The organism is Chryseobacterium sp. FW101-FHT12H09 (assembly GCF_058790395.1).
In genome coordinates, this window is sequence record NZ_JBYTCP010000005.1 from 710966 (window position 1) to 727657 (window position 16692).

Here is a 16692-nt window from a genome sequence, read left to right on the forward strand (position 1 = left end):
TTTTATTTATAGATTAGCAAAAGTTTTTCTTGTTTTACAATCTCGGATGTAGGTATCTATCAAATCGTAAAGCGTTTGTTTTTTACCTTCTTCCAGCTGTTCCAAGTCTTTGATTCTGTCTACGGTTCTTTTATCGAAAGAAACTTGCGAAGTCTCGCCCACCAAATAATCTAAAGATACTCCAAGAGCATCGGCAATTTTTTTAGCAGCATCAATAGAAGGAATTGCTTCCCCTCTTTCATACTTACCAATCATCACACGGGAAACCCCGCTTTTATCTGCTAAATCACTTTGAGAGAGACTATTTTTATCTCTTAAAGTAGTAATGATACTTCCTATATTCATCTCTAAAAAGATATAAAAGTTAGTAATAATTAAATATTATATCAAAAATATGAAATTAAAGGATATAAAAAAATCTGATAACTGATACGTTAAATTATACCAAATTATTAAAAGCAAGAAATAATATGGAAACACAAAATAATCAATTTAAAGAAAGACATAGATTTGTAAGTTCTTGGTTAATATTTATAATTATAGTTAATTCTGTAACAATTCTATTTAATATTTTTCCTTCTGAAATCGTTACAAAAAGTTTGCATTATCCATCTAAATTAGTTCTAGTCTCATATACTGCAATCTCAATATTAAATATATTATTTATAGTAATGATATTAAAGTGGAAAAAATGGGCTTTTTGGGGGTTTATGATAATCGGTATATTGGGAGCAATATTAAATTTTTATGTAACCAATAATATCTTTACATCGACTATCGGACTTTTAGGGATTATCATTCTTTATGGAACATTACTAATTAAAAAAAATAAAATTTCAGCTTGGAATAATCTCGAATAAATTTAATGTGATCCCTGCAAACAAATAAAAAATATTAGGACATAATAACCAGCTCCGAGCCCCCCCTGCTGGCGCGAGCGTCACGCTCGTGTCCGAATAAGATAAAATACAAAAATCCAGGAAATATTTTCCTGGATTTTTTGCTTCCAATATTTATAAGCTTTGTATTTTGGATAAGGATAATAAAAACAGCTATTAATTACTTTAAATTTGTAATATGTGAATGGGCAACGAGCGTGACGCTCACGCCAGCGAGGGCATTAATAGATTGGTCAAAGAAATGAAAAAGATAGAAGAAAATATTTTTTATAGAATTTATATCGCATATTTAAATAAAGATTATCCTGCTACATTTGTAAGTTGTCTTTATATTACATTTATATATATTTTTTTATTAGCCCCTATTTATGGTTTATGCATTGATTTAATTACAGGAATCGATAAAAATATTATTAAGATTTTATATACTATATATAGTGCAGTTATACTTTTTGTTATATTTAAAAAATATTATAATAAAGAAACTTTAAGTAGTATAATAAGAGAAAATAGAAGCAAAAAAAACTTTCTACCAACTTGGTGTTATTTCTTAATATTACCACTATGCATGATATTTGGTTTAGGCTTTTATATTTTAATATCCATATACATATTACAAAAATTTAATTTGGAAGGATGTTTATATAATTATTTAAATACAGTTAGTTATATATCAACCTAAAGCCCTCTTCTACAACAAATAAAAGATAACGACACATTACAACCAGCTCCGAGAAACCATTCTTTCTCGGAGCTCTATTTTAAAACATCTTTCGAATATTTCTACAATCCCCTCACAAGATATCCTCCCCAATAAAACTAAAAACAACAATTTTCTTTATATTTGTGGAAAGCACATACACAACCATTATGGAAAAGCTAAAAAGTCTAAGAAAGCAAAGAGGATATACTCAGGAATATATGTCGAATATCCTTTCAACGGATGTTTCCAATTATTGCAGAAAGGAGAATGGAGATGTCAGAATATATGATGATGAATGGGAGAAACTGGCTAAAGCTTTAGAGGTTCCGGTGGACGATATTAAAGAGGAAAGAAATGCAGCTGTTATACAACATATGACGTTTAATGATAGTAGTACCCAGAGTCAATCTGGTAATTACAACCAATATTATAATATTCCAGATTATATGCTGGAAAATCATAAAGAATATATTGATCTGTTGAAAGAACAGGTTGAGTCTTTGAAACAGGAATTGGAGAAATTCAAGTCCAGAAATTAAATAACTACTCAAAATAATAAAAGCCAATTTTTAAGAAATTGGCTTTTTCTTTGTTCGATACTTTTATCTAAAAAGGACATGCAGCCCTATATCTCTCCAACTTACCTCAATAGGAATATTTTTTGCAGCAGTTAAAATATGCCTTCCTCAGTTGTACATAGTTATGAATATTTTCCGGAGACTGAAATATTACGAATTGTATATCAGTCGGGAGCAGTTTATGATTATCTGAAGGTTTCCCAACGCATCGTTGATCAATTCAGAGCCTTTCAATCTAAAGGGACGTTTCTTAATAAAGTGATCAAGAAGAAATTCAAATTCGTCAAAATAAAATAATATCAATGGGATTATTTTAACATTAATTTAAGTCAGCAAGGACTATCAATTGATTTCTTATTCCTAATTTTAGTTTTTAATTCGAATTCTTTATTTAACCAAATCCAAAAATATGATATTAGAACAAGGAACCTCAGCCCCGGATTTTGAACTTCACGCTACTCCAGATCAGAAATTAAAACGTTCTGATTTCTTAGGAAAGAACCTAATACTCGTTTTTTATCCTGCAGACTGGAGCCCGGTTTGTGGAGATCAGGTGAGTTTATATAATGAAATGCTTTCTATTTTTCATAAATACAATGCCGATATTCTAGGTATTTCTGTTGACAGTGCCTGGTGTCATGATGCTTTTATGGAAAACAGAAAACTGCATTTCCCTTTACTCGCAGATTTCAATCCAAAAGGTGAAATTTCAAAAGCTTATGGTGTGTATAATGAAGAAAACGGGACTTCAAAAAGAGCGTTGTTTGTTATTGATTCGGAAGGAACAATCCAGTGGAGCTATCTGTCACCAGATGGAATTAATCCCGGTGCTGACGGAATCATTGATGCATTAGAAAATTTAAAACAAAAATAATATTTATGTCTACTTTAAGAATTCCTATTGGTCCTCATGATCATGTTCAGGGAAATCCGGATACTGCAAAAATAGTTTTAGTCGAATATGGCGATTATCAATGTCCTTATTGCGGACACGCTTTTCCTTTGGTAAGAAAATTTGTGGAAGAAAATATAGATGATGTCGCATTTGTATTTAGAAATTTTCCTTTAACCGATGCTCATGAATATGCTATGGCAGCGGCAACAGTAGCCGAGGCCGCAGGAAAGCAGGGGAAATTCTGGGAAATGCACGACCTCATCTACGATAATCAGAATTTATTGAATGAAGCTTTGCTCAAGGAGTGTGTAAAAGTTTTGAAACTGGATGTCAATAAAATCGAAAATGAGATCAATACCGCAGAACTTCAGGGTAAAATTGAAGCCGATTTTGAAGGTGGTGTGCGCAGTGGGGTAAATGGCACTCCATCGTTTTTTGTTAATGGAGAAAAATGGGAAGACTATGATGGAACGTATGATTCTTTCATTGACCTACTTTCTTAGTTGAAGCTATATTCTAAAAAATTAGTGATGTCATTTCGGGTATGTTTTGGATAAAAACCGTATTGAGAAATCTTTGTATGATCAGATCTCGATACATTTTTCTTCTGAACTACGTTCGCAGGATTACATCCTGTATTTCGAAAAACACTCGATCTGACGATGGTCATTCTTACTTATAATAAATAAGGCTACCTCAACAATGAGGTAGCCTTATTTTTATATTTAATTTATTATTACAAAGAATAATTCGGAGCTTCCTGTGTGATGATCACATCATGTGGGTGGGACTCTTTTAATCCGCTTCCTGTGATCATTACCATTTTGGTGTCTTTCTGTAAAGCTTCAATATCTTTCGCTCCACAGTAACCCATTCCAGCTCTCAATCCACCTGTCAACTGGAAAATCACATCTTCCAATTTTCCTTTGTGTGGAACTCTACCTTCAATTCCTTCCGGAACGAATTTTTTAGCTTCACTTTGGAAATATCTTTCTTTACCTCCTCTCTTCATTGCTGAAAGGCTTCCCATTCCCTGGTAAGATTTGAATTTTCTTCCCTGGAAGATAATTTCTTCACCTGGTGCCTCGTCAGTTCCTGCTAAAAGAGAACCAAGCATTACTGCTCCTGCTCCACTTGCAATTGCTTTTACAATATCTCCGGAAAGTTTGATTCCACCATCTGCAATTACGGCCACATTTTTAGATTTAGCGTATTCGTAAACGTTATAGATCGCTGATAACTGAGGAACTCCAACTCCTGCCACTACTCTTGTCGTACAGATAGAACCAGGTCCAACACCTACTTTAAGAACATTTGCTCCTGCTTTGATCAAATCTTTCGCAGCGTCAGCTGTTACAATATTTCCACCAACGATATCCAGATCCGGATATGCTTTTCTGATTTCTGAAATTTTATCTAAAACTCCTTTAGAATGTCCGTGAGCAGAATCAATAGCAACAATATCAACACCAGCTTGTACCAATGCTGCAATTCTGTCCATAGTATCTTCACCCACTCCAACTCCTGCACCTACAATAAGACGGCCTTTCTGATCTTTATTTGAATTTGGATACTCTAATTGATTATCGATATCTTTAATCGTAATTAATCCAACCAGTTTATTGTCCTGATCTACGATAGGAAGCTTTTCAACACGGCTTTTAAGAAGAATTTCTTTTGCCTTTTCAAGATTGGTATTTTTATCAGAAGTGATCAGATTTTCTTTAGTCATGATCTCTTCCACTCTTGCATCAAGATTCTCCTGATATTTTACATCTCTGTTGGTAATGATTCCTATCAATACATTATTCGGATCTACAACCGGTAAACCTGAAATTTTATATTTAGCCATCATTTCTTTAGCCTGAGCTAAAGTGTGATCTTTTGAAAGAGTAACAGGATCAGAGATCATACCATTTTCAGAACGCTTTACACGGTTTACCTGTGCAGCCTGTTCTACGATCGTCATGTTTTTATGAATGAAACCTAAACCACCTACTCTTGCTAATGCAATCGCAAGATCGCCTTCAGTAACTGTGTCCATTGCAGCAGATACTATCGGAACATTCAGTGTGATTTTATCGGTAAGTCTTGATTTTAATGATACCTGGTTAGGTAAAACTTCTGAATAAGAAGGGACTAGAAGAACGTCATCGAAAGTGATGGCTGTCTCTACAATTTTGTTATGAATAGACATCTTTACTTTCTTTGCAAAATTAGGCTATTTTAGTGAGATATGAAAATCCTTTTCAATAGTTTAAATAAAAATTAATAATCAATAAGTTAAATCGAAAAACCGCTCTTAATTAAAAGCGGTTTTCGACAAAATAAAATGAGTTATATGAATATGAATATGAAATTATCTTTTAATGAGCTGCTGGTTGTCCCTTTTCATCAATATTTTCAATGTGGGTCTGATTGTTTTTATCCACATAGATCTTTAAACGTAATCGTCCTTTGTCATCGCGGATAAAAAGTCCAACATCTCCGTTTGAGGTTTTTCCTGCAAAAAAACGTTCATTACCAAGCTTGCCTTCTTCCCTCAATTTTGCAAAAGCTTTCTTTACGGCAACAGGATCATTTAACTTTTGTAAAGAATCATCGAACTTCAAGACTTTTTCCAATGGGAAATCATCTGGCCTGTCCCATAGCTTCAAGCCATAAGCCCGTTTCTTATCTGAGCCTGTACCTTCAGTATACTGCAACTGCATGATCTGATCTGTTTTTCTCTGATCCACAGAATATACCATTCCGGAACCCTTTTCATCAGAATCATAAATCAGTCCGCCACATTCATCCCCCAATGAGTTAAAGAAAATTAACCCCGCTTCTCTTTCTCTTTCTTTAAGAGGTTTGCTATTGAGTAATCCCGGATGTTGGCGTTTCTTATTACTGATCACCATTTTTAAGGTTCCATCCTTCTCAACGATATTAATTCGTTCCACATCAATTTCCTCAAACCTTTGATGTTCATTACTGGATTTAAAAGCCAGTAAAAAAAGTAAAACGAATGCGATAGTAAGTGAAGCTGCATATATCTTAAGCATATGCACTTCTCTGATTAGTTTTTCCATGAATAAATAATTTTATTTTATAAAAATAAATTATTTATCTGAAGCTGAATTAATGAATTTTGAAATATCATCCGGAGTAAAGTTCCCTCTCACATCTACAAACACCAATTCTTTATCTGAGTTTACTGTGATCAGCATATTTTTGATGTTTTCACCGGATTGTTTTACCCGGACATTTACATTATCTCCATCATGCTTTATCGTTGCCCAATCTTCATAATTGTTATTGTTAAGATATTTCGCATAATCTGCCAGCATCTCTGGGTCTCCATTCTCTACAGTCAACACTTTGACTTTCGATATCTTCTTGATAAGATCAACAACTTCTTCATTATCTCCATCTTCTCTCAGCGCTTTTTTTATAAAAGGCTTGGCTAAGAACATGGGTACATTGATACTTTCAAACTTTGCCCCTTTAAAATCATATCCGGAGTCTGAAAAGAAATCCATATTAGGCCGATGTGAAACTACACAAGACTGAAGCAGAAGTAGCGTACAACTAATAAATAAAATGGTTTTTAAGTTTTTCATGGCGATTGGTTTTAGTCGATGGGCTTTAAAGTTCCACCTGACATTTTACTGATTTTAGAATCAATTTCCGGGTTTCCTTTATATTTCACCAATCCACCTGATGAAGCCCTTACTTTAAGTTTACGATCCACATTAATGCTAAGACTTGCTCCTGATGTAGATTCCGCCTCAACTTCGTTTATTCTTAAGTTTTCAGCTTTACATACCGCCCCACTGCTTATATCCATTACTCCAGAATTAGCTTGCCCTTCAAGCTTAGTATCTGATCCGCTTGATGCTTTAACAACGATAGAGGAAGTACTGATTGTTGCTTTGATATTAGCACCTGAAGTTGAACTGACATTAGTAACATTAGAAATATTAAACTTTCCATTGATAACGGCTCCCGATGAAGCTTCGATATCCATATTATCTTCTTTCACTGTATTTACTGTTACAAAGTTTGCTCCTGAAGATGTTTTTATATTATTCATTCTTGGAGAAGAAACGTTAACATTTAAGTTTTTAAATCTCAAATTTTTCACCCCTTTATTATCAACATACACCTTCAGAATACCATTTTCCACTTTGGTAATAACATACTGAAGTTTATCAGCATCAGCAATTACTTTTACACTGATCGGGCTTTCCTGTTTATAAACCACATTTACACCTGTGCTTACCTGAATTCCTGAGAACTCACCCACATTTCTGGCCTCGCCATTCAGGTATGAAGTGCTGTTACTCGAAGTAACGCTGCTTGTCCTGGTATTGGTGATCGAGCTTGTTTTCGTTTCACTGGACTTAATAATTTTATTAAGATCATCCATGGAGAGCTTTCCATCCAGCATTACCAAGACATTACCTCCATCTCCACTGTCTATACTTAAGAGTACATCATCCAGTATACCGTCTTTAGCTTCTGACGAAAGAAACTTTATTTTGTTTCCACTACTGTTTACGGTCATAATCTCATTGTAATTCAGGTGGCTAAGGTAAGAGGAGATATCTTTATTGATCTGGGACAAACTATTTTGCACCTTCCTCCCTACGCTGCTGTCCGCATTTTCGGGATTTTCTGTGATCAGAATTCTCAATCCATTGATCTTGGAGAGTAATGGCTTGATCTGATCCAGCTGAGAGTCATCGATATTCAGACTGCTAAGCATTCCAAACATTGGTTTTGCAATCTTAATAGAAGTTACACCTTCTACTTGTTGATATTTTTCAAAAAGTCTATCGAACTTGTCTTCCTGCCCATATGCAGTAAAAAAATGGGAAAAAGCAAGCGCGAATATTATCAATATTTTTTTCATGAGTCAATTTTTAATTTTAATCTGATAATTAATGCCTGATCAGGGAGTAATCTCTTTTTTTTAGTTAATAGTCATCGTCCATCACTTTAGGTTGTGCTAACTTTTCACTAACGTTATTTGCAAATATTTGAAATGAATATTTAGTCACATTAATAGCCTCTTCTACATTGTCGATTCTTTTTCCGTTTACAATCACATAATTGTTATTGTATCCCGTAGAATCTTTTTTAGCGGCATTATATTTTTTATAAGAAGAATTGTATGTAAATTTTGGTCTTACTTCTTTTTTCAATCTTCCTCTTTTTGGAAGAATTTCATCCATCACGTCTTTCTCCGCAATTGTATTCTCCTGAATCAGGGAATCTTTTTTCGCACCCTCAATGGTATCTGTATTATTTACGGCTACCTGTTGTTCAGGCTCGTGATTTTCTTCAATAAAATCCTTTTTTTGTTGTAGCACCTGATTTTCTACCAATTTAGATTGATCATCTACATCAGAATTTCCCAGATTGTAATTAACAATAAATCCAGCACTTAAAAGAACCACTACACTGGCGGCCATCCAAAACCATTTTGGAAAAGAAGGTTTTTTACTTTCAAGGGGGATGATCTTAGTATCATCATTATTTACGCCTTCTGCTTTTTGAAGAAAATCTTCAAAATCCCAATCCATTTTCTCTTCCTTTATTTCCTGGAAGATTTTTTCGTACTTATCTTGAAATTGATCGTTGTTCATAATTCATCAGTTGTGAGATTTGTTCTTTTACTTTTTGTCTTGCCCGCATAAGATTTACTCTTACCGCATTTTCTTCCATTTCCAGCATTTCAGAAATTTCAGACACTTCATACTCTTCTACATCTTTTAAATGGATAACCATTTTTTGTTTCTCAGGAAGCTGATTAATAAATCCAATAATATGATCCTTGAGGTTATTAACTTCCATACTATAGAGCTCTGACCGATGAAGCTGCATATCTGCAAAACCAATCTTTACATCATGGTGCTTCAGTCTGTTCAGACATTCATTCTTTACTGATTTCAGTGCATAGGATTTTAAATTTCCAAACTGCTCCAGCTCATCTCTTTTCTGCCAAAACTTGACCATTAGATCCTGCACGACATCTTCTGCTTCATCACTGCTCATGACAAACCTTTTCGCAAAACGATACATCTCATTTTTGAGAATAAACACCGAATTTTTAAAGGTTTCCTGGGTCATAAGTTTTGCTTCTATTAGTAAGACAATTAAAAAATTGATTTTATTACATCATTAAACAAAAAAACTTCAAAATAATTGAAGTCCTTTTTATAATCAGGTCTGATAAGTATCAAAAATATGTTTTAAAATCCCCTTGTCATCTTCTGTTAAAGGGACTTTTCTTCTTGCCATTGCTCTCTCTGCAACTTCGTAAGCTTTATCTAATTTAAATCTTTCATCTCCTTTAAATCCACCCCACGAAAAATTTTCTATAAGGTTCGGAGGAAATCCTTCTTTAAAAATATTAGATGCTACACCGATTACCGTTCCGGTATTAAGTTGTGTATTAATAGCCGTTTTAGAATGGTCTCCCATAATTAATCCGGCAAACTGTAATCCTGTATCTTCAAAAGCCTTGGTTCTGTAGCTCCAGAATTTTACATGTCCATAATTATTCTTCATATTTGAAGAATTCGTATCTGCTCCGAAATTACACCATTCTCCAATAACAGAATTTCCTACAAAACCCTCATGGCCTTTACTGGAATATCCAAATACAATAATATTATTAACCTCACCACCAATTTTACAATGAGGACCAATTGTGGTTGCTCCGTAGATCTTTGCTCCAAGATTAAATTTAGAATGATCACAAAGTGCAATAGGTCCACGAAGGTGGCAGCCTTCCATTACTTCTGTATTTTTTCCGATGTAAATTTTACCGGTTTTTGTATTTAATGTAGAAAACTCAATTTCTGCTCCTTCTTCTATGAATAAATCCTTTTTATCACCTAAAAAACCATTGGTTGAAGAAAGTTCCTGTGATACTTTTCCTTCCGTTAATAAGTTAAAATCGAAATCAATAGCTTTATGATTATAAGTAAACAGATCTTTTGGTTTCTTAAAGAAAACAAGCTCTTCTTTAATATCCGTCATTTTTTCAATCTGACTTAATGAAAAACCTTTCATATTGATCTTAGCAGCAATCAGTTCATCTTCATATACTAAAGCTTCTCCTTGTTTCAGATCTTTTATTTGCTGTAATACACTTTCAGTTGGAAGAAAATTAGTCACAAGAAACAGACTCTCTTTTTCATCGGGATTTTTAAATTTCTTTTGTAAGTAATTTTCTGTGAAATAAGAAACTTCAGAATTTTCTAATAATTTCTGCCATCTTTCAGAGAAGGTAAGAATCCCACAACGCATTTCTGCAATAGGACGTGTAAAAGTAAGCGGAAGAAAATCTTCCCAATATTGTGCATCTGAGAATACTAATTGCATTTTTTAAGAAGTTAGAGGTTAAAGATCCGAAGCTAGAAGTTCGAAGCTGAAAGTCATGATATACCATTGATATAATAAATTTTCAGATTTTAAGTTCTAATTTCTATCTAAAACAAAAATACAAATAGTAAGACTAACTTTTTACTTCTGATCTCGAATTTCTATTTAAAAAACAATAAAAAAGTCTTCCAAAATATTTGGAAGACTTTAATATCTTTTATTTTCAAAAAATTACTTAGCGAATTTTTTGTATTTGTTCATGAATTTATCTACTCTACCTGCAGTATCTACCAACTTCACTTTACCAGTGTAGAAAGGGTGAGAAGTAGAAGAGATTTCCATTTTGATTAAAGGATACTCCTGTCCTTCATACTCGATAGTATCTTTTGTCTCTGCAGTTGATTTGCAAAGAAACACCTCGTCGTTACTCATATCTTTGAAAACAACAAGTCTATAATTTTCTGGGTGAATTCCGTTTTTCATAATACAATTTTTTAAAAAATTAAAGTTCTGCTTTCGAAATAGTAATGGATATTTCTCTGCTAATTTTAGGCTGCAAAAATACAATATTTTTTTAAATATCCAAATAGCTAATCCAATATTTTTTAATTGATAAGAAATTTAAAGTATTTTCGTTAAATTTGAAATCTATATTAAACTTTAATTTCGATGAAATTCAAATTATTACTGGCTTTTTCTTTTTGGATGCTTCTCATGATGGTATCATGTAATAAAGATGATATTAGTTTTGACGCTCCTTCCCAACAATTAAGATTCTCCAGAGACACGGTATTTTGTGATACAGTATATCACCAGGTCCGTTCTGAAACTTATGTTGTGAAAGTATATAATAATGAAGACAAAGATATTTCTATTCCGAGAATTAATCTGGAAAAGGGATCTGCTTCTTTATATAAGATCAATGTAGATGGAAAATCAGGTTTTGATTTTAAGGATGTTCCTTTAAGAAAAAAAGACAGTTTATATATTTTCGTTGAAATTGCACCTCAAGCAACAGGGCCAGAAGCAATCGCTGAAGACCGTGTCGTCTTTACAAGCCCGGCAGGACAGCAACATGTAACTTTATTTTCTGTAGTTCAGGATGCTGAATTCTTTATTCAGACTCCAACCAATCCAAATGTGATCAGCAACCATACCACCTGGAATAATACTAAAGCCAAAATCATTTATGGTGACCTTACTATAAATCCTAATATTACACTGGATATTGAACAGGGTACTAAAGTTTATTTCCATAAAAACAGCGGAATGAAAGTAGCTACAGGTGCTACTTTAAATATCAATGGAACATTGAATAATGAGGTTGTTCTCCGTGGAGACCGTAACGATCCTTATTACGACACCATTCCTAAGAACTGGAATTCTATAAGAATGGATGTAGGATCTACTCTTCATATGAATTACGGAAGGCTTTTCGGAGGGACAAGAGGCTTAGAAATGAAACAGACCAATGCAACCATCACCAATTCATTTATCCACACTTTCCAGGAATATGGGATCTATGCTATAAATGCTACGGTAAATGCAAAGAACCTTGTCATGAACAATTGTGGTGAATCCGCAGTAGGTATTTTTAAAGGAGGTAATCATAGTTATGTTCACTCTACAATAGCGAATTACTCAAGAACCATGAATTCATCCAATAGAAATGGCATTTTTGCCACTAACGAATGGAAAAATGATGCAGGACAAGCAGAGCAAGGCGCCTTACAATTGAATGTAAAAAACAGTATTGTATACTCTGACAGGGATAATTCAGTTAATTTTGAACAAACTCCAGGTCAGCAATTTAATTTTCAATTTCAAAATTGTCTGTTGAAATATTCCGGAACCTCAGAGGCCGGATTTAATTTTGACAGCAATCCAAATGTGATTCAGAGTTTAAAGAACGAAGATCCTCAATTTGTTAACTACTTTACGGCTCATCAGAATCTAAGGGTAAAAACCACCTCACCTGCAAAAAATAAAGGAGATGTTACGGTGGCAGCAACGGTTCCAACAGATATTGCTAATGTATCAAGAACGGCTAACCCAACTCTTGGAGCTTATCAATAATGGAGATTACCAATTTACAGCAGCAGGTCGACGAATGGATCAAAACAATTGGGGTTCGCTACTTTAATGAGCTGACCAATATGGCTATGCTAACGGAGGAAGTAGGAGAAGTTGCCAGAATTATCGCCAGAAGATATGGTGAACAAAGTGAAAAAGAAAGCGATAAAAGCAAAGATCTGGGCGAGGAATTGGCCGATGTTTTATTTGTAACATTATGTTTAGCCAACCAAACAGGAGTCAATTTACAGGAAGCTTTTGATAAAAAAATGAAGATAAAAACTGACCGTGATAAAGAGCGGCATCAGAATAATGAAAAACTGAAATAAAGATTTCAGATACTAGATCCCAGATATCAGACTCTTGAAAGTTTGAAGTACCTGTCTGGCCTCTGATGTCTGAAATCTGAAATCTTAAGAAACAATGAAGTTAGAAAAATTCAACCTAATAGGAAACCAAACAATACAGATCAGCGGTTCGAAAAGTATTTCGAATCGTTTGTTGATTTTGGAAAGTTTGTTTAATAATATAAAAATCGGAAATCTCTCAAATTCTCAGGATACGGATATGCTTAGTAAGGCACTATCCGGGAATTCTGAATTAGTAGATATTCACCATGCAGGAACTGCAATGCGTTTCCTTACTTCTTACTTTTCAATTTTTGAAGGTAAGAACACCATTCTTACCGGTTCCGGAAGAATGAAGGAAAGACCGATCAAAAATTTAGTAAGCGCCTTAAAAGACCTGGGAGCTGAGATTGAATATATGGAAAATGAGGGCTTTCCACCTTTAAAAATCACTGGAAAGAAAATTACTCAGTCCAAAGTCAATGTTCCTGCTAATATTTCAAGCCAGTTCATTACTTCCTTATTGCTTATTGCAGGAAAATTGGAGAATGGATTAGAGATCAACCTTGTCGGTGAAATTACTTCAAGGTCTTATATTGAAATGACTCTGGATATTCTGACAAAATTCGGAATTAAAGCAAGCTTTACCGGAAATATCATAAAAGTAGAACCTTTCACCAATCCATCTTCTGTGATCTGTTATGAAGTGGAAAGTGACTGGAGTTCAGCGTCATACTTTTACTCCATTTGTGCACTGGGAAGAGAAACAATACATCTGAAGAGTTTCTACAAACAATCTACTCAAGGAGATTCAGCCATTGCAAAAATTTATGAAGAGTTTTTTGGTATTAAAACGATCTTCTCAGAAGATGACCATAAGATCACCTTACAGCCTGATCCTAATTTTATATTTCCAGAAAAAATTGAATTGGATATGAACAACTGCCCCGATATTGCACAGACTCTTTGTGTAACAGCAGCGGCACTAAAAATTCCTTTTGATATTTCAGGACTTGGAACGTTAAGAGTAAAAGAAACGGATAGACTTCAGGCTTTATATAATGAACTTAAAAAATTAGGAACTGACACAGAGATCACCGATTTAACGATTAAGTCTATCAGTTTTGGAGAACCGGAAGAAAATATTTCCATTAAAACCTATCAGGATCATAGAATGGCGATGAGTTTTGCTCCATTCTGCCTGATTAAAGAATTGAATATCGAAGAGGAAGATGTTGTCGAAAAATCATATCCTAAGTTTTGGGAAGATCTAAATACTATTTTAATTAAAAACTAATAATGTCACAACATAAAACTATAATCATCACAGGAACCTCATCGGGAATAGGTTTCGTTCTTGCTGAATATTTCGGAAAGAAAGGTCACAAGGTATATGGTTTAAGCAGAAAACATACGGAAAGTCAACATTTCAAATCTATTCCTACAGATATCACTGATAATGATGCCGTTCAAAATGCTATTGGAGAAGTTTTAAAAACAGAAACAAAAATTGATATCCTGATCAATAATGCAGGAATGGGAATGGTAGGTTCTGTTGAAGATTCATCCAAGGAAGATATTTTGAAATTATTCAATCTGAATCTGGTAGGCTCTGTTCAGATGATGAGCGCTGTCATGCCTAACATGCGTGAACATAGATTCGGAAAGATCATCAACATTTCCAGTATCGGAAGTGAAATGGGCTTACCATTCCGTGGATTTTATTCGGCTTCAAAATCAGCATTGGACAAAGTAACTGAAGCAATGCGTTACGAAGTATACCCATGGAATATTGATGTTTGTTCACTTCATTTAGGAGATATTAAAACAAGTATTGCAGAAAATAGAGTGAGAACCAAAGTTTCTGAACCCTATAAAAATGTCTTTGACAAAGTATATGCTTTAATGAATTCTCATGTGGGTGATGGAACCGAGCCTCTGGAAGTTGCAGAATATATTGAAAATCTTTTAAGTAAAAATAAATGGAAAGCTCATTATTATTTTGGTAAATTCGGACAAAAGATAGGAGTTCCTTTGAAATGGATACTTCCACAGGGAACTTATGAAAATCTAATGAAAAAATACAATAAACTGGATTAGTTTCAGTTTTTAAAAGAGTTTGAAGCTTTTACTTAAAATATTTTTCGTGCTGTTTTGCGTTCTTGTTCAGGCGCAAAAGAAGATGTATTGGCTTACTGATGTACAAACTAAACAAACGAAAAAAGTAAAAGATTCTGCTTCTGCAGCAAAGTTTCTTGATTCGCTGGCACAAAGCAATTATTTCTTCACCCAATTAAAAGATGTCAAAATAAAAGGCGACAGCACAGAGATCTTTTATGATAAAGGCAAAAATTTTAATGAGACCTACGTTAATCTCTCTGATTCTATTGTTGGAAAATTGAAAATTAAAAAAGAATTCTTCACTAAGAATTTAGATTCAACAAAGAAAAACATTAACAAAAGATATATTGATGATGGCTATTCATTTAGTAGGATCAAGTCCAAATACAAAGGCCAGAAGGATGGCTACCCTATTGTAGAGCTGGAGATCAATAAAAATGATAAAAGAACCATAAATGGTTTTGTGGTAAAAGGCTATGAAAGGGTTCCAAAAAGATTTATAAAAAATCTTGAAAAGGACTTCAAAGGAAAAACTTATGACGACAAGAATCTGATCGCCATCAACAAAAACTTTCAAAGCCACCCTTTTGTCACGTTAGAACGACCTCCTCAGACCCTTTTTACAAAAGATTCCACACAGATTTATCTTTTTATGGAAAAGAAAAAAACCAATACTTTTGATGGAGTTATTGGTTTTGGAAATGATAAGACAGACAAATTTACTTTAAACGGAACATTGAATGTAAGTTTCAGGAATATGTTCAATGGTTTTGAGGCGATCAATTTATATTGGCAGCGAAATCCTGATAAAGGACAAACCTTTGATCTACAGACCGACGTCCCTTATCTTTTTAAATCAAATGTGGGTTTAAACATGAAAGTGAATATCTTCAGACAAGATTCTACATTCGCTAATGTAAAACTACTTCCTGCACTTTATTACCATATTAATAACCGATATAAAGTAGGTCTGAGAGGAACTTTTGAAACGTCAAGTATTATCGATACTTTATATGTTCAGGGTAAAGATTACAACAAAAAAGGGATTGGAGTCTGGCTTGATATGACAGAACCTACTGATATTGACCTTTTTCTTTATAAAACAAAAATAAATGCCGGGTATGACTTTCTTACCACTACATATACGAAAGATAACATCAAGGCCAATCAAAACCAGTTCTATTTCTTTGGAGAGCATAATTACCATATTTCAGGCAACCACTTCCTCAATATAAAGGCAGAAGGAGCCATGATGGATTCGAAGATTGAATTTTCTGCCAATGAATTATATCGTTTTGGAGGCTGGAACTCAATGCGGGGATTTAATGAAAAATCCCTCGCCGCCGACTTTTATTATTACGCTGGTTTAGAATACCGATATCTGATAGGAAATCAGGCATTTTTTGATTTCTTTGGACAATATGGGCAGCTCAACAATAAATCTCTAAGTGTAAAACCCAAGCTCTACAGTGTCGGGCTCGGATTTAACTTCTTTATTCCAATTGGCTTAATGAGCTTCCAGATTTCGAACGGTAATGAATTTGGAAATCCATTCAAGTTTAATGACATTAAAATTCACTGGGGGATCTTAAGTAGATTTTAGAGAGAAACTCCTTTTATTCCTACCCATATCTGTCTTTTAAAATAAAGTAAAAAAAGTGATATAAACAGCTTTTTAAGCTTTATAATTATATTA

Annotated in this window: 20 protein-coding genes; 11 read left to right on the forward strand and 9 right to left on the reverse strand. The window is 33.9% G+C overall.

Annotated features, from left to right (window positions below; genetic code table 11):
• Positions 1–6: 6 nt before the first annotated feature.
• Positions 7–345 (reverse strand): helix-turn-helix domain-containing protein, encoded by a 339-nt coding sequence (locus AC3WRL_RS22255; protein ID WP_492331262.1) that lies wholly within the window; start codon positions 343–345, stop codon positions 7–9.
• A 125-nt stretch (positions 346–470) separates the two neighbouring features.
• Between AC3WRL_RS22255 and AC3WRL_RS22260 the strand changes: the two genes are divergently transcribed.
• The 6 genes from AC3WRL_RS22260 to AC3WRL_RS22285 all read left to right on the forward strand — a co-directional run bounded on the left by AC3WRL_RS22260 (position 471) and on the right by AC3WRL_RS22285 (position 3578).
• Positions 471–860 carry a hypothetical protein gene (locus AC3WRL_RS22260; protein ID WP_492331263.1) on the forward strand — a complete coding sequence of 130 codons (390 nt, stop codon included), beginning with the start codon at positions 471–473 and terminating at the stop codon, positions 858–860.
• Positions 861–1083: 223 nt separating this feature from the next.
• Positions 1084–1581 (forward strand): hypothetical protein, encoded by a 498-nt coding sequence (locus AC3WRL_RS22265; protein WP_492331264.1) that lies wholly within the window; start codon positions 1084–1086, stop codon positions 1579–1581.
• Positions 1582–1769: 188 nt separating this feature from the next.
• Positions 1770–2141, forward strand: a complete 372-nt coding sequence (locus AC3WRL_RS22270) for a helix-turn-helix domain-containing protein (protein WP_492331265.1) — start codon at positions 1770–1772, stop codon at positions 2139–2141.
• Between the two features lie 138 nt (positions 2142–2279).
• Positions 2280–2477 carry a KTSC domain-containing protein gene (locus AC3WRL_RS22275; RefSeq protein WP_492331266.1) on the forward strand — a complete coding sequence of 66 codons (198 nt, stop codon included), beginning with the start codon at positions 2280–2282 and terminating at the stop codon, positions 2475–2477.
• Between the two features lie 112 nt (positions 2478–2589).
• Complete coding sequence (locus AC3WRL_RS22280) at positions 2590–3054, forward strand: redoxin domain-containing protein (protein ID WP_214831809.1); 465 nt, start codon at positions 2590–2592, stop codon at positions 3052–3054.
• A gap of 5 nt (positions 3055–3059) precedes the next feature.
• Complete coding sequence (locus tag AC3WRL_RS22285) at positions 3060–3578, forward strand: DsbA family protein (protein ID WP_214831818.1); 519 nt, start codon at positions 3060–3062, stop codon at positions 3576–3578.
• Positions 3579–3811: 233 nt separating this feature from the next.
• Here AC3WRL_RS22285 and guaB read toward each other — a convergent pair whose 3' ends face one another.
• The 8 genes from guaB to AC3WRL_RS22325 all read right to left on the reverse strand — a co-directional run bounded on the left by guaB (position 3812) and on the right by AC3WRL_RS22325 (position 10938).
• Positions 3812–5272 (reverse strand): IMP dehydrogenase, encoded by a 1461-nt coding sequence (guaB, locus tag AC3WRL_RS22290; RefSeq protein ID WP_214831828.1) that lies wholly within the window; start codon positions 5270–5272, stop codon positions 3812–3814.
• Positions 5273–5441: 169 nt separating this feature from the next.
• Complete coding sequence (locus AC3WRL_RS22295; RefSeq protein WP_492331267.1) at positions 5442–6149, reverse strand: protein kinase family protein; 708 nt, start codon at positions 6147–6149, stop codon at positions 5442–5444.
• Positions 6150–6179: 30 nt separating this feature from the next.
• A complete protein-coding gene (locus AC3WRL_RS22300) occupies positions 6180–6680 on the reverse strand; it encodes a DUF4252 domain-containing protein (RefSeq protein ID WP_261510122.1) in 501 nt (166 codons plus the stop codon).
• An 11-nt stretch (positions 6681–6691) separates the two neighbouring features.
• Positions 6692–7975 (reverse strand): DUF4252 domain-containing protein, encoded by a 1284-nt coding sequence (locus tag AC3WRL_RS22305; RefSeq protein ID WP_261510123.1) that lies wholly within the window; start codon positions 7973–7975, stop codon positions 6692–6694.
• 64 nt (positions 7976–8039) lie between these two features.
• Positions 8040–8711: a hypothetical protein gene (locus AC3WRL_RS22310; RefSeq protein ID WP_214831837.1), complete on the reverse strand. Its 672-nt coding sequence runs from the start codon at positions 8709–8711 to the stop codon at positions 8040–8042.
• Positions 8686–9195 (reverse strand): GFO_1088 family ECF-type sigma factor, encoded by a 510-nt coding sequence (locus tag AC3WRL_RS22315; protein ID WP_214831839.1) that lies wholly within the window; start codon positions 9193–9195, stop codon positions 8686–8688. Before AC3WRL_RS22315 ends, AC3WRL_RS22310 begins: the two co-directional genes overlap by 26 nt.
• Positions 9196–9288: 93 nt before the next feature.
• Positions 9289–10455 (reverse strand): GlmU family protein, encoded by a 1167-nt coding sequence (locus AC3WRL_RS22320; protein WP_214831841.1) that lies wholly within the window; start codon positions 10453–10455, stop codon positions 9289–9291.
• Positions 10456–10686: 231 nt separating this feature from the next.
• A complete protein-coding gene (locus AC3WRL_RS22325) occupies positions 10687–10938 on the reverse strand; it encodes a type B 50S ribosomal protein L31 (protein ID WP_002976190.1) in 252 nt (83 codons plus the stop codon).
• Positions 10939–11124: 186 nt separating this feature from the next.
• Here AC3WRL_RS22325 and AC3WRL_RS22330 point away from each other — a divergent pair, with 186 nt between their 5' ends.
• The 5 genes from AC3WRL_RS22330 to AC3WRL_RS22350 all read left to right on the forward strand — a co-directional run bounded on the left by AC3WRL_RS22330 (position 11125) and on the right by AC3WRL_RS22350 (position 16599).
• On the forward strand, positions 11125–12531 hold the full coding sequence (locus AC3WRL_RS22330; RefSeq protein ID WP_214831843.1) for a hypothetical protein: 1407 nt from the start codon (positions 11125–11127) through the stop codon (positions 12529–12531).
• Positions 12531–12857: a nucleotide pyrophosphohydrolase gene (locus AC3WRL_RS22335; protein ID WP_089852986.1), complete on the forward strand. Its 327-nt coding sequence runs from the start codon at positions 12531–12533 to the stop codon at positions 12855–12857. The genes AC3WRL_RS22330 and AC3WRL_RS22335 overlap by 1 nt, the downstream gene beginning before the upstream one ends.
• A gap of 94 nt (positions 12858–12951) precedes the next feature.
• Positions 12952–14172: a 3-phosphoshikimate 1-carboxyvinyltransferase gene (locus AC3WRL_RS22340; protein ID WP_261510131.1), complete on the forward strand. Its 1221-nt coding sequence runs from the start codon at positions 12952–12954 to the stop codon at positions 14170–14172.
• Between the two features lie 2 nt (positions 14173–14174).
• Positions 14175–14975: an SDR family oxidoreductase gene (locus tag AC3WRL_RS22345; protein WP_261510133.1), complete on the forward strand. Its 801-nt coding sequence runs from the start codon at positions 14175–14177 to the stop codon at positions 14973–14975.
• Positions 14976–15021: 46 nt separating this feature from the next.
• Positions 15022–16599 carry a BamA/TamA family outer membrane protein gene (locus tag AC3WRL_RS22350; protein WP_261510135.1) on the forward strand — a complete coding sequence of 526 codons (1578 nt, stop codon included), beginning with the start codon at positions 15022–15024 and terminating at the stop codon, positions 16597–16599.
• The last annotated feature ends 93 nt before the right edge of the window (positions 16600–16692 follow it).